Below are 16,615 nucleotides of genomic sequence, written 5' to 3'. Positions count from 1 at the left end.
GTATTATCAAATATAGTAGTAATTTTTAATACTAATTTAAGGGGGGAACATGAAGCGAGATATGGATTTATTAAGAAAGATCATGCTTGAGATTGAGAATGGAAAATACGATTTTGAAACTCGATCAAATGCAGATAGTAATCTTTTTGGCCTAGATCCAACCGGCTTGGATGTAGGTGCGTCTGATAAACTTGAACATCATTTTTTTTATTGGAGGAGCTTAAGTACATTAAAGGGGAAGGCTATATCGGTGGAGGATATTGTGTAGAAAGGATCACTTCTAAAGGCCATGATTTCATCGATAGTGTTAGAGATCCAAAGATATGGGCGAAGACTAAAAAAGGTGTTTTAGAAGCTGGTGGCTTCTCAATTGAACTTTTAAGCGATTTGGCTAAAGGTCTTATTAAACAGCAAATCTCAAAGGCAACAGGTGTAGATTTGTAATTTTTCCTGCGGATTGTTATGGTTGGACGCATATTTTTACGTATGAGGATTTTATATGCTAAGGTGACCTCGTGAGATCTCAAATAACCTGCCCCCTTGTATGCTATATTCTAAATTTTAAACTAACTCGTAGCTTTAATTGATTGCTCTGATACACTTTGCTTTTTAATGGCGAAATAAATCCAGAAAAGATCGAGCTTTAGGTAGATTACTTGCAGTAAGAACGCGTAATTTACGACAGTCTCAATGACTTTATAGGTACTGGCTGTTTGGGGATCTGGAATTAGGCCTAGATCATCAATGTCATATTCGATCATAAGACAGGTTATGTATGTGAGGGTTGCCAGATAAATGCAGAAAAAGAGCAGGTGAATAGAAGCGCCCCACCTTTCCCTCAAATACCAGCGGTGTCCGCCGAAGATACCTGTGAAGATCCAGAGTAAATATGCGATAAAAAATGATTTTTTAGCCATGAAACCCTTGCGTTTCTTAAATGGTAAGTATCCATAACTGTCGATAATCAGTTACAATAAGTTCTACGAAGCGTCATATTTTTATCGGATTTAGGCGCCGTTCACATGCCTCATATAGGGTATGAGCTTTGGGGGATATGAACCTTTTTGATCTTGTTGCCGACTGACAGTATAAATCTGTATGTAATTTATTGTCGGAGGGCAAAATGGGTTGGGTTCTTTTTTTTGCTGGTCTTGTGGGTGTCGCCTTTGGGATGTGGGGGATGTATACGGATGCCGGGCGGGTGCGATTTGATGAAATGGATGGCCTTTACCCGATGTTCAGTGCCTTAGCCGGCGGGATTTTAATTATTGTTTCTATCATTGTGATTTATTACCGCAGCCGTTAAACGCATTCCTGTGCTATTTATCAAAGTCTCTTTAAAACTTATCAAAACTACGGGCCAGAAAGAACAGGCCGGGTAAGGCTGCGTATACTGTTGTAACTAAAAGCCAGAATTGGGTGAGTTGATAGTATATAGCTGGCTGATCAACAAAGAGAAAATAGCATATTCCCCCAGCATAGAGAATTGTCAGAATCATACTGGTCATGGGCGTAACGCGTTCACTAATCCAGACTGATAGGCAAAGATGCGGAAAGAGTACAAGTAAAAAGAGGTCTAAGAGCCTTTGTTTGGAAATCATCAGAAGGGAGGACCTGTCTTTTATAGCTTCTTCACATCTGGGTTGCATCGGGGCATTTTAAGGGGGCATTTTTAGCGCAAGATTTTTGCGATAGCTTCTTGAGCCCGATGTGTTCCCGATCAGGTTTTAAAGGATGATAGTGATCGTCCCTATTTGGTAAGTCAAGAATTGATAAAGTGTTGTTTTTCAGAAAATAGTTGAAATGTTTGCTAATTTGATTAGTTTCAGTGTTGACCGATTGATTGTACCGAACGCCGCAAACCTTGTCAGGGGCGCGGCGTTTTGGGTTCTGACAGGCATCGGCCCGATGTTGTTCCGCGGTTAGCTACGCATTCTTCCAAGTGCAAAGCCAATGGTCGATCCAACGAACAACAAAAATACGGTGGTTATTCCAAATGTTCCACCGATAAAGCTGATGCTAAGCCACCCGATAAACAGGGCGATTACTGCGCCGATAAGAGCACCGAAAAAACTATTTTTCATAATAATTCTTTGTTTAGATGTATTTCTATGGTTGTGGTTATTCTGGATGTAGAATTGACATCGGTCAATACTCTATTGTGGGGAAATTATGATCTTGGTGAAGGTTCTTATTATGCTTGGGACGCGCAGGTGGTTATAACCAATAGCTAGAGGATTCTACGGTATTCATTGTAAAGATTCATCGGTTTGAAGATACAAGCCATGGGGTCATATTCTGTGGCCGGACGCACGACATTCGTCTTTTTTTGCAGGGCTTTATTATCTTTTTCTGTCAGGGGAATTCCCTGGGCCATTTTGTTGTAAGCTGTTCTGTGTCCCGGTGTCATCAGATTGTCCCAGGTGTCTTTGGTATTGCAGGCGCATATGCCCGATTTTTCTTCTGGCGTTATATTCAGCAGCCTGTTTACAGATTTCCTCATAAAAGATTTTTGTTTAGCAGTGATTTGCGGGTGATCAATATAGGCGTTGAATTCTTCGACGATGCCACCCTTGGTCAGGTTTGTTTCTATATGATTGAAACATGTCAGGTACGGAATTGATTTTCCCGGGTGGTCAAACAACCCAATGACTTCCTTCAATTCTGCTAAATATTCTGGTGGATACTTTACAAATTCACCTTCTCTCAATTGACGGGCGAGTTCTTGTTCGTCAACGGATTGAGCGTAAGAAATGTTGCTGATAAACAAATTTAAAACGAAAAATGCTGAAATGAGAGCGCGCATGAATAATTCCTGTTTTACTGAACGCAGAGCGAAGGGACCGAAGAAAATTAATATTGTGTCCAAAGTCTTATTTGCCTGTGAAGTTAATGGACTTTCACATGAGTTTTAAATTCATCGAATAATCCGATTGCTTCAATTATGCATTTGACCGGTTTTGTGATTTTACCAATTTTATTATTTGCGGCAGGTCGATAGGTCAGGGAAACATTGTCTTCTGAGGTGATATTAATACCCGTCGACATTTTATTATAAATTTCCTTTTGATTACTGGGAAAATCGTTCCAAGTGTAATCGGCCACGCAAATAGCAATTTGCGATGCCTCTTCCGAGGTCATATTCACGATATGTGTTTTCAGCTTGTTAAAAAATACAGCGCGTGATGGGGGCGTACGGGGTTGGGATTTTAATCCGTCAAGAATATCGGCGACCTCTTGTCTTTCATCCTTATTGATAATGAATTGATAATTAAAACGATAGATAATCGCCTTTCCGGGTATATCAACTTGTCTTTGATCTGAGGCCAAGAGGTCTAATGTCTGTTGATCGTATTTTTTAAAGTTTCCAACTTTTAGAGCGTGTTTCAGGTCAGCGTTATTTGTAACACTTTGTGCCATATCCAAGGGATAATGCCGCGAGTTACTTGTGGTCGTGTTCGTTTTAAGCGGCGTTGTGTCCGGGTTTCTCGTGGTCTGACAGTTTGCAAGAATAAGTAACAGAGCCAGCGATAAAAGGATGCGCATTATGAAATCTAACTATGATGGAAAATTATAAGTGTATGCAACTTTATGTGATGGTAGATTGTTAATATCCTGAGTTCAAATGCTTTTCTCTATTTCATAGCAGATGCTTGCTGCTTTTGTTGGTTAATCGCACATAAAGAGGCAGAATATCACTTTTTACCGCGGTCCTATGATACTTTTTATTTTATCTGGTTCGCCGTTAAGATCGTTTTGGGATAATCCGTCTTTGTTGAAAAACAAGCTCCACCAAAAGTGGGGCTTTTTTATGGGTAGTGGAATGAAGCGTATTTTGTCACTGGTAATCGTATGCAAGCCGCAAGGGTTCGGTATTACCAAGCCCGATTAAATTGAGGAGAATTAAAGCGTGAGAAAAAGGCAACAAACGTCAAGAAGAGGAAATGCCCTGGCGCGCCTGGCAGCGAAGGGGCGGTTTGGTGATACAGAACTGGTTCATGTAAATAAACGCGAAGCGGCTCTGTTAAAAGCATTGGGGGGAAGCGGCACAGTAAACCCTAAAACGGGGTTCAGAGAGTTCTATGATGCGCCTGGTGATAATGAAGCTGGTGCTAATTCTCCGCAAGATAATACCGGTCTTGATGGGCGGGGACGGGACCGAAGCGATGAGAACGATAATGGCCCAAATGGTAATAGAGATAGAGACGGAGGAGAAAACCGAAACTCCGGGGCAATTGATAATAATAAGACAAAAGGGGCAACTGGTAGTCCGAAAGCCGATAAAACCAAAGAGTTGGCAGACAAACACAGAGCTGCTTTAGAGAAAGAGTATAACGAAATAGAACAGGAAGAAGCAGAGGAAACGGGATCTGGATGGCAGCACACACCTGATGCGCCACCTGGATATTCGGGAAGCAGGGTTGATTGGGCCAGACAATATAATCGAGCGAATGGCATTGCGACAGCGAAGCTCAACCCCCTGACAAAAAGTCAGTTGGATAACATCAAAGCTGCAACTTCGCCTGTAGAACGAACAGCACTCGCCCAAACTTATGCAAAAATAAACAACCCCGGCACATATGCTTTTTCTCGATTTACAAGCTCAGTGCTTCCGGGAGTAGATGCCTACCCAACCTATTCTCTGGACACAGAAACCTTTGGCCAGCCAGCCTGGAGTAAATCATATAACCCCGGAGAACAGGCACTTTCATTTATCTCTAGAAGTCATGGGTATGCTGGTTTAGTGGGCAGAACTTCGGAGTTAGCTTCTTTGGCAGGCTACCCAGTTGGGAAGTCCTATACCAGTGAGGTTTTGGATAGTGTGCAAAGCCAGCAAAGTGCGGTAGCGGCAGGACGGCGAAGTTTACAAAAAGAAGGAGAAAAAACGAGAAATAAATCTGTTTTTGAACGGGCGACGGAACAGTTGTATCCGGATCTATTAACCGAAGAAGACCCGTTACATTTGGGTATTGGTGTGTCGCAAGGGCAATCACCCGTGCGCAGGGCACCAAAGCTATCAACACTTAACGCCAGACGGGCTAATTTCGGGAGGGTGAGATAAATGCAAATGACTTCAAGCAATTACAGGCCGCCGCGGCCAACCAGAAGAGTCCATACGGAGGGTATTCTCAGGAGCAGGGGGACAGGGCAAAATACAGGTCGATCCCTTCGACTTTCGCAGGGGCGTTCAGAGGATGACCGAAGCTTGCGGACAATAAGGCCTTCGCCAGAGGATGTCTTGTATCCAGATGCCAGTAACTCTGATTCTTTATTAACCCCTTATACAAGTTTGAAGCCATCACCTGTTCGGCGGGTTCGCGGCCTTGCAACATTGAATTTGCTTCGCCCTGAATATAACAAAATTCGTTAAAAATTTTCTTCGTTATACTTTGTTTGCCCCTTGGGATAACGGTATATTCGTTCTTGGATAAACAGGTCCTCTGGAAGCGTAAAGACTATAGGTGATTTGGGCGTGTTATAGAGTTTGATGACATGTCCAATAAGTGTTGTACCCCTTGCATTTAATGCGAGGGTTTTTTGTTTTTGGAACTTTGTTTTGCGAGGATCAAATACAGTGAACTGGAGATCTTATGGAGCTTGCTGAAAAGGTAATTAATCGTCAGGCCGCACTGGCGAATGAACGGTCCAAGTTTGACAAGATCTGGATGGAAACGGCTGAACGTCTTGACCCTTTTGGATCAATTCTGGAGGGCAGACGCGGTGATATGTCAAAGATGTTCAGTTCCCGCCCGTTGCAGGATCTGGCGCGTTTTTCCGCGGCAATCGAAAGTCTGCTTATTCCCCGCGGATCAATCTGGCACGGACTGGAGCCTGTTGATGATGATTTACGGGAAAGCGATGAAGTTCAAGCTTGGGCAGAACAGCGAACCAAGAAGCTTTTTTCTGTTCGATATATGGCAAAATCGGGCTTTGTGTCGAATACGCAGCGGATGTTCCGGTCTTTGGGGTGCTATGGCAACCAGGTGTTGATGACCGAAGAAGTCTTGTCCCGAGGTCCGGGCGGGGAAGACTTGCCGCCCATTAGATACCGCATGATCCCGATTATTGAATGCTTTCTGGCAACCACGGCCTGGGGGCAGGTGGATACATTCTACCGGGTTTATAAACTTACGTTACGACAGATTATCGATGAGTTCGGTCTGGAGGCTTTACCAGAGTTTCTAACAACCCGATTGGACAAGCCGGATTTACTGGAAGAAAAATTTGAAATTATCCATGCTATTGACACGACCCTGAGCGGAGATACACAAACGCTTCTGCCCTGGCCCTCTGTTCATGTTCTCAAAGGGCATCATCATGTCTTGCGACAGTCCGGTTATTACGAGTTTCCCATACACGCGTCATCATTTGTAGAGAGTGACGGCGAAGCCTATGGCTGGGGACCGGGCATGATGGCCCTGCCGGATATCAAACAGCTCAATGTTATGAACAAGACTACGATTGCGGCGGCTGAACAGGCGGTCTCACCTGCCTTTGCTACAGTTCAGAAGCTCAAGCGCAGATTGAATTTGAGCGCCAATGCCATCAATCCGGACCTTGTAACCGATGACGGGCGTTTGAAAATCCAACCGATTGTAACCGGGGCGCGACCAGATATCGGCGAGCAGCTGATTGCCAAAAAACAGATGGATATCAGCGCGAATTTTTACGGTGATCTATGGCAAATTCTTGTGAACAAGCCAGACATGACAGCCTATGAAGCGGCGTTGCGAGCACAGGAAAAGAACGAATTGATTGGCCCGCCCTTTGCCAAGCAGGAAGAAATGTTGGCATCTATGGTGATGCGTGAAAATGCCATTCTGGAACGTCAGGCAGATGATGGCATTATTGATCTGCCACCACGGCCAGAGGTTCTTGAGGGCCGCAGCCTTACCTTAAAATTCACCAGTCCTATGGCAAAACTGCGGCGTGCTGCGGAGGATGTTGGTATTCAGCGCACGTTGGAAACAGCCGCGCAACAGGCGCAGTTCGATCCGACAATTATGGACAATTTTGATCATGACCGCATTATTCGTGCCCGTGCGGACATCAATGGTATGCCAGCCGATCTGATGCGTCCTGTGGAAGAGGTTCAAGCAAGCCGACAGGCAAAAATAGAAGCCCAACAACAGCAATTGATGGCGGCACAGCAAGCGCAGGATATTGATACCGCCGGAAAAGCATTGCCGATTATGGAAGCACTTGGTGCGGCAGGACTTAACCCTGATCAGATCCCGGCCCCCGATCAGGTCCCAGAAGGAGAGGTTTAAACTATGCTCAAAGGCTGGCCCTTTTCGCTTAAAAAACAACACGAACTTGTCGAAGCTTATAGCCGGCTTTTTGCATCATCTGATGGTCAGATGGTTTTGGCAGATATCCTTGATCAGGCGCAAGCTTTTGAAACCACCCCCCCTGATGGGCCGTCTGTCTTCAATGACGGTAAACGTGCTGTGGCGTTCGATATTCTTCGGAAAGCTTCTGTCAGTTCTGACTTGCGAGCAGAGTTGGCAAAGGCGGCTTATTTAAAACAAGAGGAAGATATGCAATATGAGTGATGATTCCGGTTTAAGCGGATCAGCCGTTTCTGGCCCTGAAAGTCCCGGTTATTCGCAACCTTCTCGGTATCAACCCGCATCGCAAGATAGCGGGTTTTTTCATGCCCAAAATTCAGCTCAAGAGGGCGACCTGAATGGATCTTCCATCGAACAGCATGGAGTTTCTACAAGCGAGAACCCAGAGAGCTATCCAGAGGGGCAGAATGATACTTTACCCGATCAGGCGACGGAGAGGGATGGGTATCTTAAGTTACCTTCAGAGGGTGCCAGCGAAGATGAAATTGATGCCTTTTATGCGGCATTGGGTGTTCCGGAAACCCCGGATGGTTACGAATTAGAGGTTCCGGAAGAACTCAGTGCTCAGCATAGCAAGGAAGACTGGAATGCATACACTGGGGCTATAAGTGAACTCTCGCACGCGCTGGGGCTTTCCCCAGAACAGGCACAGGTGCTGGCCGATATGGATTTGCAGGCCAAAACGCAATCCATGGAAAATCTGGAACGTGAACAACAACAATATTTAAGCCAACAAATTGAGGAAACCACGCAAACGCTTCGCGAAGAGTGGGGATCCAAAATGGATGTGAATGTCAGAACCGCCAATCGTGCCCTCAAGGCATTGGGTGGTTCTGAACTTGAGGGGGTGTTGTCTGAAGCCGGGATCTTAAATGATCCCGTTGTCATTCGCGCCTTTCATAAAGCTGGCCTCTCCCTGGTAGAGGACAGCAGCCCCGGCGGAGCCGGTGCAACCAGACGCAACAGATCTGCTGCGGAAATTCTCTACCCATCATCTACTAAGGAAGGCTGATTATGGCTACACTTGGAAATACTTTTGTCGATCTTATCGATATTTATAAACAAACTGATCCGAATGGTTCGACTGCAACAATTATCGAGCTTCTGAAACAGCAAAACCCTATTCTGGATGATGCGATTGCGATGGAATGCAATAAAGGATCAGAACACCTGCATACCATTCGTACCGGTTTACCATCCGTTTCATGGGGCGCGTTGTATCAAGGCATTACACAGTCAAAAGCCAAACAACAACAGGTCACCGATACAACGGGCTATCTGGAAGCTTTGGCCACCATTGATGAACGTGTCCTAAACCTGTCCAAGAACGAAGCGGGTGTTCGTTTGAACGAAGCCATGGCGTTTATGGAATCAATGAACCAGGAAGCAGCATCTGGTCTGTTTTATCATGACACAGCATCAACACCGGAAAAGTTCAAAGGGCTTTCTGCACGTTTTAATGCCATCGGCGGCGGTGGTGCAGGTGAGCAGGTCATTGATGCAGGTGGTACCGGGTCGGATAACACATCTATCTGGTTTGTAACCTGGGGTGATCGTCACTGTCATCTGCTTTATCCGCAAGGCACAAAAGCGGGCTTGCAACGGGATGATATGGGGCGCCAACGCGTTCTGGATGACAACAACAACCCATACTATGTGAAGGAAGAAAAGTTCACATGGCATCTGGGGCTGGCCGTCAAGGATTGGCGCTATGTATCCCGTGTCGCCAACATTGATGTATCTGAGATGCAGGCGGGTAATGTGAAGCTTTATGATTTCATGCGTAAAGCCTATTACAAACTGCAAAGCCGTATCCGTCGCGGTGATGCGGCAGGGGGGCGTCAGGTTATTTACTGTAACCGTGATGTGCTTGAAGCCTTGGATGCCTTGGCAACCAATGCCGGGGCCGGGGATAACTTTGTTCGCCTGAAAGACAGTGAACTGGAAGGTCAGGAAGTCTTGACCTATCGCGGTATTCCAATTCGTGAAACTGACGCGCTTCTTAATACCGAAGCACGCGTTCTGTCTGCTTAATTTTTCCGAACTTAGAGAGAGATTTAATATGATTCATAGTAAGCAACTTACCTTTTCGGATCAGCAGGCAATTACCAGTACTGCTGCATCAACCAATATTCTTGATCTTGGTACAACCGGGACAGTTGTCGGGGCGTCTGCAGCACTGCCAAGCAACCCCGGTGATGGCACTGCGGTGCCGTTGAATGTGCAGGTGACAGAGGATTTTAACAATCTGACATCACTGAAAATCGCAATCGAAGTGGATAGCACAACCAGTTTCTCTTCCCCACGCGAAGTGCTGTCTCAGTCGATTGTGCAGGCTGATCTTGTGGCGGGAAAACAGACGTCTTTCCACATTTTGCCCAAGGGTCTGGATGAACGGTACATGCGTCTTCGCTATACGGTGACGGGAACAAATCCGACCAATGGCAAGATTTCAGCAGCAATTGTCGCCGGAGTGCAGAGTTAATGGCATTGCGGCCAAAATCCGCGAAAGGAGTGACCGCAAAGAGAGGGCGGAGTTCTGCCAAAGCTGTGTCGGCGGCAAGCCTTGATACTGTACCTAAAGCAGAAGTGCTGAAGGTACGCGCGATTGCCCTGGGGTATTACGGTGCCCAGCTCAGGGAAGAGGGAGATATCTTTGACTTGAGAGAGGCCGAACACTTTTCATCCAGTTGGATGGAAAGGGCTTGATATCATCAAGGATTGAATTCCTTTGATGTTTGAGAAGGCGGGAGATCGGGGGAACTGGTCGCCCGCTTTTGTATTATCCCATAACTACAGGTCAGGAAAACAGATGAGCAGCAAAGTTGAAATCTGTCGGGATGCTTTGCAGATCCTGGGTGATAAATCCATTGTTTCCTTGGATGAAAACAGCAAGGAGGCGCGTCAATGCAAGATCGCCTATCCCAGAGCAGTCGAAACCGTTTTGCGTGCCTATCCCTGGTCATGCGCGATCCGCCGGGTGAAACTGGCTGCATCCGCCGAGGCATCAGCCTTTGGTGAATGGAAACGATATCGACGCCCGGTTGATGATATTCAGGTTCTGCCTATTACCACAACAGGGGAATATGATGGCCTGCCCGTGGTATATCAGCTGGAAGGGCGATACATCCTGTGTCATCAGTCCGCGCCGCTTTATTACCGCTATATCAGTAGTGAAGTGGAACCGTCGGACATGCCACCGGACTTGCGTCGTGTTGTAGCGGCTCAACTGGCGGTGAGGTTGGCAGAGGTATTAACCGGGTCACAAACCAAACTGAATATGGCCCTTGGCCTTTACAGGAATGATCTGGCACTGGCCAAGTCCAATGACATGATGGAAGACGGTGTGAGCGATTTGGTTCCTTCGTCCTGGGTGGAGGCGCGAAATTGATGCCGCCAAGAACCCTTCAAGCCAGCTTTGTTCGCGGTGAGATAACGCCCCGATTACACGGACGGGAAGATACGCAGCTCTACCAGACAGGATTGGCACTATGTGAAAACTGGATTGTGTTACCACATGGCGGCATGACACGTCGTCCGGGAACCCGCTTTGTGGCAAAGGCAAAACACGCCGATAAACAATGCCGTCTAATTTCGTTCGAATACTCAACAGAAGACGCCTACATCTTGGAGATTGGCGATCTTTACATGCGGTTTTATCGTGATTTCGGGCAAATTGAAAAAGATGATGCCCCTTATGAAATTACCACACCCTACAAAGAAGAAGAGCTGTTTGATCTGGTCTTTACCCAGACGGAAAACAGCCTGTGGATTGTACACAAGGATCACCCGCCAAAAGAGCTAAAACGGAATGATCATGCCGACTGGTCACTGGCGGATATTACCTTTACTGCCAAGCCATCGGAATGGAAGGCAGGGAACTATCCCAGACGCTGTTCCTTTTACCAGCAGCGATCTATCTTTGCCTCGCCACCTGATCAACCGCAAACCATCTGGACGTCGAAAACATCCAACGAGAAAAACTTTACTTTAGGCACCAATGCTGACGATGCCTTTAAAGCCACGATCAAGGCTGGACAGGTCAATCATATTCAATGGATGGTCGAGGGACGTGCCCTGATGATGGGAACATCGGGAGCAACAAGAACATTGAGCGGATCGTCAGCCAATGAAGCCCTGACCGTGACGTCGGTGATCAATCGCCGCCATACCACGGAAGGATCAGCTGCTATTCCGCCGATCCAGAAGGGGGAAGTGGCTCTCTTTTTAAGTCGGAACAGAAAGCGATTGCACGAGTTTGTCTTTTCGTTTGAGCGCGACAGCTTTATTGCGCCGGATCAGACCTTTTTATCCCAACATATTACGGGCACCGGGATCAAGGATATGGACATGGTCAATGACCCTGATTCCATTATCTGGATGGTGCGGGATGACGGGCAACTGGTTGGCGTTACCTATGAAAAATCACAGGAAGTTGTCGCCTTTCATCGCCATAAATTGGGCGGATCAACCGACGACCATGATTGGGGCGAAGTTGAAACCGTTGCCGTAACTTATGAAGCCAAACGGGAAGTTCTGTGGCTGTCGGTGAAGCGCAAAGTCAATGGAGAAATCGTGCGCCACATTGAATTTATGGAAGCCGGGTTTGACGATGGTGGTGATAAAAAAGATGCCTTCTTTGTGGATTGTGGCGGAACCTATGAAGGGGATGCGGCAAACACCATTAACGGTTTTGATCATCTGGTGGGTGAAGAGGTGGATATCCTGCATGATGGCAAGGTGTCTCCACGATCAATGGTGGCAAATGATGGCAAGGTATCGTTAAAGAATAACCGTACAGGTTTGAAAATTACAGCCGGCTTGCCTTATCAATCTGTCGTCCAGCCTTTATCCCCGATTGTCGCACTGCAAAATGGAACTGGTCGAGGCAAGAAAAAGCGGGTTGTTTCCATGGGTGTGGATGTCATGAACACGGGAACAATCGAAGCCGGTGATACGCTGGCAGATACCCAAACACATATCTTTCGCGATGGTTCGACACCCTTTGGGCAGTCCCCGGATCTCTACACCGGGTACTTGGAAATTGACCCGGAAAACGGCTTTAGCGACAAGGCACAAATTTTTATCCGCGCAAGACAACCACTACCCGCAACAATCAGATCACTGATCACAGAAGTACAGTCAGAGGGGTAGTTCCCTCTCACGTTTTGCTTTTTCCGGGGCGTTATTATTGAGGCATAAAATGGAAAACACTCATCGTTTAGAAGCGTTTCGTCGTTCATTAAAAGTTCCTAAGAGTTCTGCTGAACTCTTAGGAAATATTAAGGTGAACACTAAAGAGGGTACTAAAAATTTCTATAAAGCCTATGCCGAAATTGCTTTAGTTCTCGAAGAAAATCCAGAAATGTTAGGGGTCAACCGAGATGATCCTGACTATGAGAAAACGAAAACATGGTTTGAGCGAGCAGCGGAAATTAACAGTGATGACCCAAAAAGCTCAGCAAATAAGTTTATACGAGCTGTTTCAAAGTACGGGCTACATTATTCAGGAAAGTCTCTTGATATTAAAGATGAAACAGGAATGGACGGAACCAAAGATCGTTTAGATGAGACAACGAAGATCATTGGTCGCGGGGTCGTAAGTTACGTTATAAAAAAACTGCAAAAACACAAATATGAGATAAATAAGCAGGAGTTAAACGAGGGTGGAAATAATGATAACAATCTGAAAAGTATCAGGATATTGCCAGGTATCAGTGAAATTATTAATGCTGAAATTGATGGTGCTTTAAAAGAAGGTGAGCAGGATTTAGCCGGTTGGGGAGGTGCGTTTTACTTTTGGGATCATAAGCTAAAATCAGGCGAAACAATTGGCGAAACAATAAAACAAGATCCCGAACAGCTGGAAAAGTTTTTGGCGATTAATGCAGCTGCGACCCGTTACACAATGAAAACAGAGCTAAAAGAAAGAGATTCTAAAGAGTTTTTTGAAGGTATTTTATTTGGTGTCAGTGCCCCGATCCCTCTTAATGTTCGAAAGGAAATCACTTCGAGAGTGAGAACCAAGAATTATACTGGTAATCCACAGAAAGTTGATGGTTGGATATTCAGTAAGAATAATAAATGGATAAGAGAGGAGTGGCCCCCAGGTCGTCCTCCATCCCCTGGCGGAGGTTCTGGTGATTTTACTAACCGGGAGATTCTAGCTGATAGCTATGAAGCGACAGAACTTAACTTGAGAAGAAATGCGCGTCTAAAATACCAAAACATTGATTTTGATAGTATTGATGTGCTTGGAAATAAAACAATTGATGCTCCTCCTGTTCATAGAAACCAAAGTTATTTGGACCAAATCAATCCCGAGAATTTTTTACCTGAAAATGATGATTTAGAATTTTGGTCTGGGAAAAAGAGTGATCTAGGTCAAGGAAAACAAGAAGATCTAAATCATCTTGATCGTAATAAAGAACAAGAAAATTTGGGATTTTTAAATGGCTTTCCCCGCAATTCTTTAATGTCTTCTCAAATAAACAGACAATCAAAATCTATTCAATGACATTTACTTTTGGCCTTTGAAAATAAGATAGCTGCTCAGGGATACGGGAGTTATTGCAAAAATGCTGCTAACCACTGAAAAAAGACAAAACAGGAAATAAGTATAATCTTCCCAGTGTCGTGCTGTCGCGATGTCATGGTTTTCTTCTACTGTTTCCAAAAGAACAGGCGGGTACAGTTCAGATAGTGTGTCATAGCAAAAAGTAATCGTAAGTATGAACCATATGATAGATGTAAACAGTGTTGCATATCTGAGGATATATATAAAATCACATGGTAAATTTGACTTGTTTTTCAAAGTGTTGAAATAGCTATCCAGCTTTTGTCTTTTTATCAGGTAAAAAGGAATTGTGATCGTTAAAAGTAGGGCGATTATGAGGATAGAGATCAATGCTGTTGATAAAAGCATTCCCCAATATTTTCTGTATATATAAATCTCGGGGGGGGGGTCCCAGCTATAGTACATTGTGAAATCAGATGGTTTTGCAAACACTAGGGATATGTACAGAAGTACACAGAAGATGATTGCAGAGACGCAGGCGAGTATACTGTAAGCCAAGCAACGTTTTTTGAATTCAGCTTCGATTTTATCGATTAGAGAATGCATAGAGAACAGTGCCGATTTATATAATGCACGCAATGGTAGCTAGTTTGAGGCCTTTGAACAATTAAATAAAGGTGAGGTCGGCTAAGTGGCGGTAATGTTGTGCCGTTTGAAGTGTTTCAAACGTGTTATGAATATATCCCTGATGCTGATCAAGTTTTGACAAGAAATCTAACATAAAGGGTTACGTGATGGGGTTTTTTAAAAAGCTTTTTAAAGGTGTCAAAAAAGTTTTAAAGGGTGCGGCTCCGGCTATTGGTGCGCTGGCAGGAATTGGTGGTTTGTCGTCGACGGCTGGTTTACTCGGGGCGGGTGGGGCGCTTTTTAACGGCTTTGCCGAACGTAAACGCGCGAAAAAACAGGCCAAAATGGCAAGGCGGTTTGCGGCGCAGGAGGCCGCGATCAGTCGACGCAATACACAACGTTTGGCGGGGCAACAGCGTGCCAATTTTGCAGCGGCGGGTTTAAAAATTGAAGGCAGTCCGGCCCTGTTAATTGAAGAGACTGAAAAGCTGGGGGCGCAGGAAGTGGATAATATTCTCTACGCCGGGAATCAGCAAGCCAAAGCCTATAAACGTGCCGGAAACAACGCCATGATCGGTGGTTTTCTCAATGCGGGATCAAGCTTCTTATAGATAATGTTATAGGAGATAGAGATTTAATCCCGTTATATCTTATGGTTGAATAAAGTGGTGCTTTCTGAGTTAATTGGCTATCTGAAGTTTGATTAAAAAATGAGCTAGAAGAATGTTTATGACAGCTATTCAGTCACGTTTTAAGGGAATAGAATTCAAGCGGGTATTGAAAGCTTTTGTTATTTCTATGCTGGTTCTTTTTTTTCTGACCTTTGCGTATGAATTTATTGATAAGCTTTATTATGACTTTACTTTGATAGATGAAGCGAACCCGCAAAAGGTAACTCTACTTCTGGACAGAGCTCTGGAGTTAGTCATAAAGTTTTCACTTTATTTAATTCTCTATCATATCCCGTCAAATTTGCCCGTTCTCCTAGGGGGATTGGTCCTGAATTTCTTTAAAGTGAAACGGATTATTTGGACATATCTGCTATTTGTTATCTGCTTCATTTCATATGATATTTATAGCCTGTTTGATTTTATGCATCCGCGTGAAGGTACTTCAAGCTTTGGGTACAGCACTAGGGATTGCGTGGCTATTGTTGATTATGTTCGAACAGCTTGCGGGTATGAAATCTGGGTGAAAGGTTTTATTAGAAATTTGGTTGAAGCGTTGATTGGTGCAGCTGTTTATTTAAGATTTTACCATAAAGGGACAAACGCGAATGTCAGACAAATGGCAGTTAAATAACGATGGCACTGCAACTTTTTTCACGGATGAATATGGTCCTGTCACGATTGATCAGGATAACTTTTTCGATACGCTTGGTGAAGACATCATTGATATTAAAAAGAGCCATGAGGATTATCATGAATACGGCTTTTTACATGATCTTGGTATTTCAGCCAAAGATGTTGACCAGGAAATTGTATCCGCAGCGTTGGCGACCTTTGCAACACCACTAGGGCCAAAGTATGGAAATTTTGCTGGGCCAGGGTTTGTAAAGCATTCCTCGGCTCACTCCGGTATTGTGACAAATTATACAACAAACTTGCACCTTCTTGATCCAGGGTTGGTACAGCGTTCTATCGTCGTGAAAGATGGAAATTACCATATTCGTACTGTGGGCATCGGCACAGGTAATCTGAGAGAGAAAAATTTAAAGTACGCCGAAGATGTTTGGGGTTTTGCGGATAGAAGAATAAAGAGTTGGGTTCAGTCTTACCAAAAGAGTGACAGCCTGCGAATGGTTCCATCACACAAGAAGATAATCGGTGATAAAATTGAGAGATCAATACTTCATGACCGTCTGACTGGTGCTCTTGGGCCTGATGAGACAGTGTCTGAGAAAAGCATTGATCGTAAGAATTCATCATCTTCTCATACTCTTTTAAAGGATCCTGAAGATGCCATTGATACGGATGAAATCTTATCAGAGCGTATGCGACAAGGTTTCACGAAACCTCAAATAGATAATCCTGATGTTGATATAGAAAACAATGTGGCCGGATTTTTGAATAATTTTTCAAACAATGAACTGTTACGGACACAGTAAATAGCAATGATC

The 16,615-nt window shown here is 44.8% G+C and carries 20 protein-coding genes; 16 read left to right on the top strand and 4 right to left on the bottom strand.

Annotated elements, in window-relative coordinates:
* Window positions 1-49 precede the first annotated feature (49 nt).
* Window positions 50-268 carry a hypothetical protein gene (locus tag WH95_RS21395; protein WP_046501632.1) on the top strand — a complete coding sequence of 73 codons (219 nt, stop codon included), beginning with the start codon at window positions 50-52 and terminating at the stop codon, window positions 266-268.
* Window positions 211-444, top strand: coding sequence for a DUF2513 domain-containing protein (locus tag WH95_RS21835; RefSeq protein WP_082113914.1), 234 nt, complete (start codon window positions 211-213; stop codon window positions 442-444). Before WH95_RS21395 ends, WH95_RS21835 begins: the two co-directional genes overlap by 58 nt.
* A gap of 122 nt (window positions 445-566) precedes the next feature.
* Here the strand turns inward: WH95_RS21835 and WH95_RS21830 are convergent, their stop codons facing one another.
* Window positions 567-917 carry a TM2 domain-containing protein gene (locus WH95_RS21830; protein ID WP_046501628.1) on the bottom strand — a complete coding sequence of 117 codons (351 nt, stop codon included), beginning with the start codon at window positions 915-917 and terminating at the stop codon, window positions 567-569.
* A gap of 206 nt (window positions 918-1,123) precedes the next feature.
* On the opposite strand from WH95_RS21830, the gene WH95_RS00585 reads away from it, so the two are divergent.
* Complete coding sequence (locus tag WH95_RS00585; protein WP_046501626.1) at window positions 1,124-1,306, top strand: hypothetical protein; 183 nt, start codon at window positions 1,124-1,126, stop codon at window positions 1,304-1,306.
* A 616-nt stretch (window positions 1,307-1,922) separates the two neighbouring features.
* Here WH95_RS00585 and WH95_RS21390 read toward each other — a convergent pair.
* The 3 genes from WH95_RS21390 to WH95_RS00565 all read right to left on the bottom strand — a co-directional run bounded on the left by WH95_RS21390 (window position 1,923) and on the right by WH95_RS00565 (window position 3,426).
* Window positions 1,923-2,084, bottom strand: a complete 162-nt coding sequence (locus WH95_RS21390) for a hypothetical protein (RefSeq protein ID WP_162199364.1) — start codon at window positions 2,082-2,084, stop codon at window positions 1,923-1,925.
* 146 nt (window positions 2,085-2,230) lie between these two features.
* Entirely contained in the window at window positions 2,231-2,869 is a 639-nt protein-coding gene (locus WH95_RS00570) for a hypothetical protein (protein WP_157845840.1), read from the bottom strand.
* A 20-nt stretch (window positions 2,870-2,889) separates the two neighbouring features.
* Window positions 2,890-3,426: a hypothetical protein gene (locus tag WH95_RS00565; RefSeq protein ID WP_157845839.1), complete on the bottom strand. Its 537-nt coding sequence runs from the start codon at window positions 3,424-3,426 to the stop codon at window positions 2,890-2,892.
* Window positions 3,427-3,910: 484 nt separating this feature from the next.
* Between WH95_RS00565 and WH95_RS00560 the strand changes: the two genes are divergently transcribed.
* From WH95_RS00560 to WH95_RS00490, 13 genes are all read left to right on the top strand, one after another.
* Window positions 3,911-5,062: a hypothetical protein gene (locus tag WH95_RS00560; RefSeq protein ID WP_046501613.1), complete on the top strand. Its 1,152-nt coding sequence runs from the start codon at window positions 3,911-3,913 to the stop codon at window positions 5,060-5,062.
* Window positions 5,063-5,591: 529 nt separating this feature from the next.
* The gene (locus WH95_RS00550; protein ID WP_046501609.1) at window positions 5,592-7,271 is read left to right on the top strand and encodes a portal protein; all 1,680 of its coding nucleotides are present in this window, start codon (window positions 5,592-5,594) and stop codon (window positions 7,269-7,271) included.
* Between the two features lie 3 nt (window positions 7,272-7,274).
* The gene (locus WH95_RS00545; protein WP_046501607.1) at window positions 7,275-7,556 is read left to right on the top strand and encodes a Bbp19 family protein; all 282 of its coding nucleotides are present in this window, start codon (window positions 7,275-7,277) and stop codon (window positions 7,554-7,556) included.
* On the top strand, window positions 7,549-8,364 hold the full coding sequence (locus WH95_RS20230) for a hypothetical protein (RefSeq protein WP_052741659.1): 816 nt from the start codon (window positions 7,549-7,551) through the stop codon (window positions 8,362-8,364). Before WH95_RS00545 ends, WH95_RS20230 begins: the two co-directional genes overlap by 8 nt.
* A gap of 2 nt (window positions 8,365-8,366) precedes the next feature.
* Window positions 8,367-9,386 carry a major capsid protein gene (locus WH95_RS00535; protein WP_046501604.1) on the top strand — a complete coding sequence of 340 codons (1,020 nt, stop codon included), beginning with the start codon at window positions 8,367-8,369 and terminating at the stop codon, window positions 9,384-9,386.
* A 28-nt stretch (window positions 9,387-9,414) separates the two neighbouring features.
* Complete coding sequence (locus WH95_RS00530) at window positions 9,415-9,837, top strand: Bbp16 family capsid cement protein (protein ID WP_046501602.1); 423 nt, start codon at window positions 9,415-9,417, stop codon at window positions 9,835-9,837.
* A complete protein-coding gene (locus WH95_RS00525; protein ID WP_046501600.1) occupies window positions 9,837-10,061 on the top strand; it encodes a hypothetical protein in 225 nt (74 codons plus the stop codon). The genes WH95_RS00530 and WH95_RS00525 overlap by 1 nt, the downstream gene beginning before the upstream one ends.
* Window positions 10,062-10,164: 103 nt before the next feature.
* Window positions 10,165-10,743 carry a hypothetical protein gene (locus WH95_RS00520; protein WP_046501598.1) on the top strand — a complete coding sequence of 193 codons (579 nt, stop codon included), beginning with the start codon at window positions 10,165-10,167 and terminating at the stop codon, window positions 10,741-10,743.
* A complete protein-coding gene (locus WH95_RS00515) occupies window positions 10,743-12,506 on the top strand; it encodes a hypothetical protein (protein ID WP_046501594.1) in 1,764 nt (587 codons plus the stop codon). Before WH95_RS00520 ends, WH95_RS00515 begins: the two co-directional genes overlap by 1 nt.
* Window positions 12,507-12,555: 49 nt before the next feature.
* Entirely contained in the window at window positions 12,556-13,869 is a 1,314-nt protein-coding gene (locus WH95_RS00510) for a hypothetical protein (protein WP_046501592.1), read from the top strand.
* Between the two features lie 794 nt (window positions 13,870-14,663).
* Entirely contained in the window at window positions 14,664-15,107 is a 444-nt protein-coding gene (locus WH95_RS00500; RefSeq protein ID WP_046501589.1) for a hypothetical protein, read from the top strand.
* Between the two features lie 166 nt (window positions 15,108-15,273).
* On the top strand, window positions 15,274-15,798 hold the full coding sequence (locus WH95_RS00495; protein ID WP_162199363.1) for a hypothetical protein: 525 nt from the start codon (window positions 15,274-15,276) through the stop codon (window positions 15,796-15,798).
* Entirely contained in the window at window positions 15,773-16,603 is an 831-nt protein-coding gene (locus tag WH95_RS00490) for a hypothetical protein (RefSeq protein ID WP_046501583.1), read from the top strand. Before WH95_RS00495 ends, WH95_RS00490 begins: the two co-directional genes overlap by 26 nt.
* Window positions 16,604-16,615 lie beyond the last annotated feature (12 nt).

The sequence above is a fragment of the Kiloniella litopenaei genome (genome assembly GCF_000982415.1).
Classification (GTDB): Bacteria; Pseudomonadota; Alphaproteobacteria; order Kiloniellales; family Kiloniellaceae; genus Kiloniella; species Kiloniella litopenaei.
The sequence above is the reverse complement of the archived record's forward strand: the minus strand, read 5'-3'. Positions and strand labels throughout refer to the sequence as shown.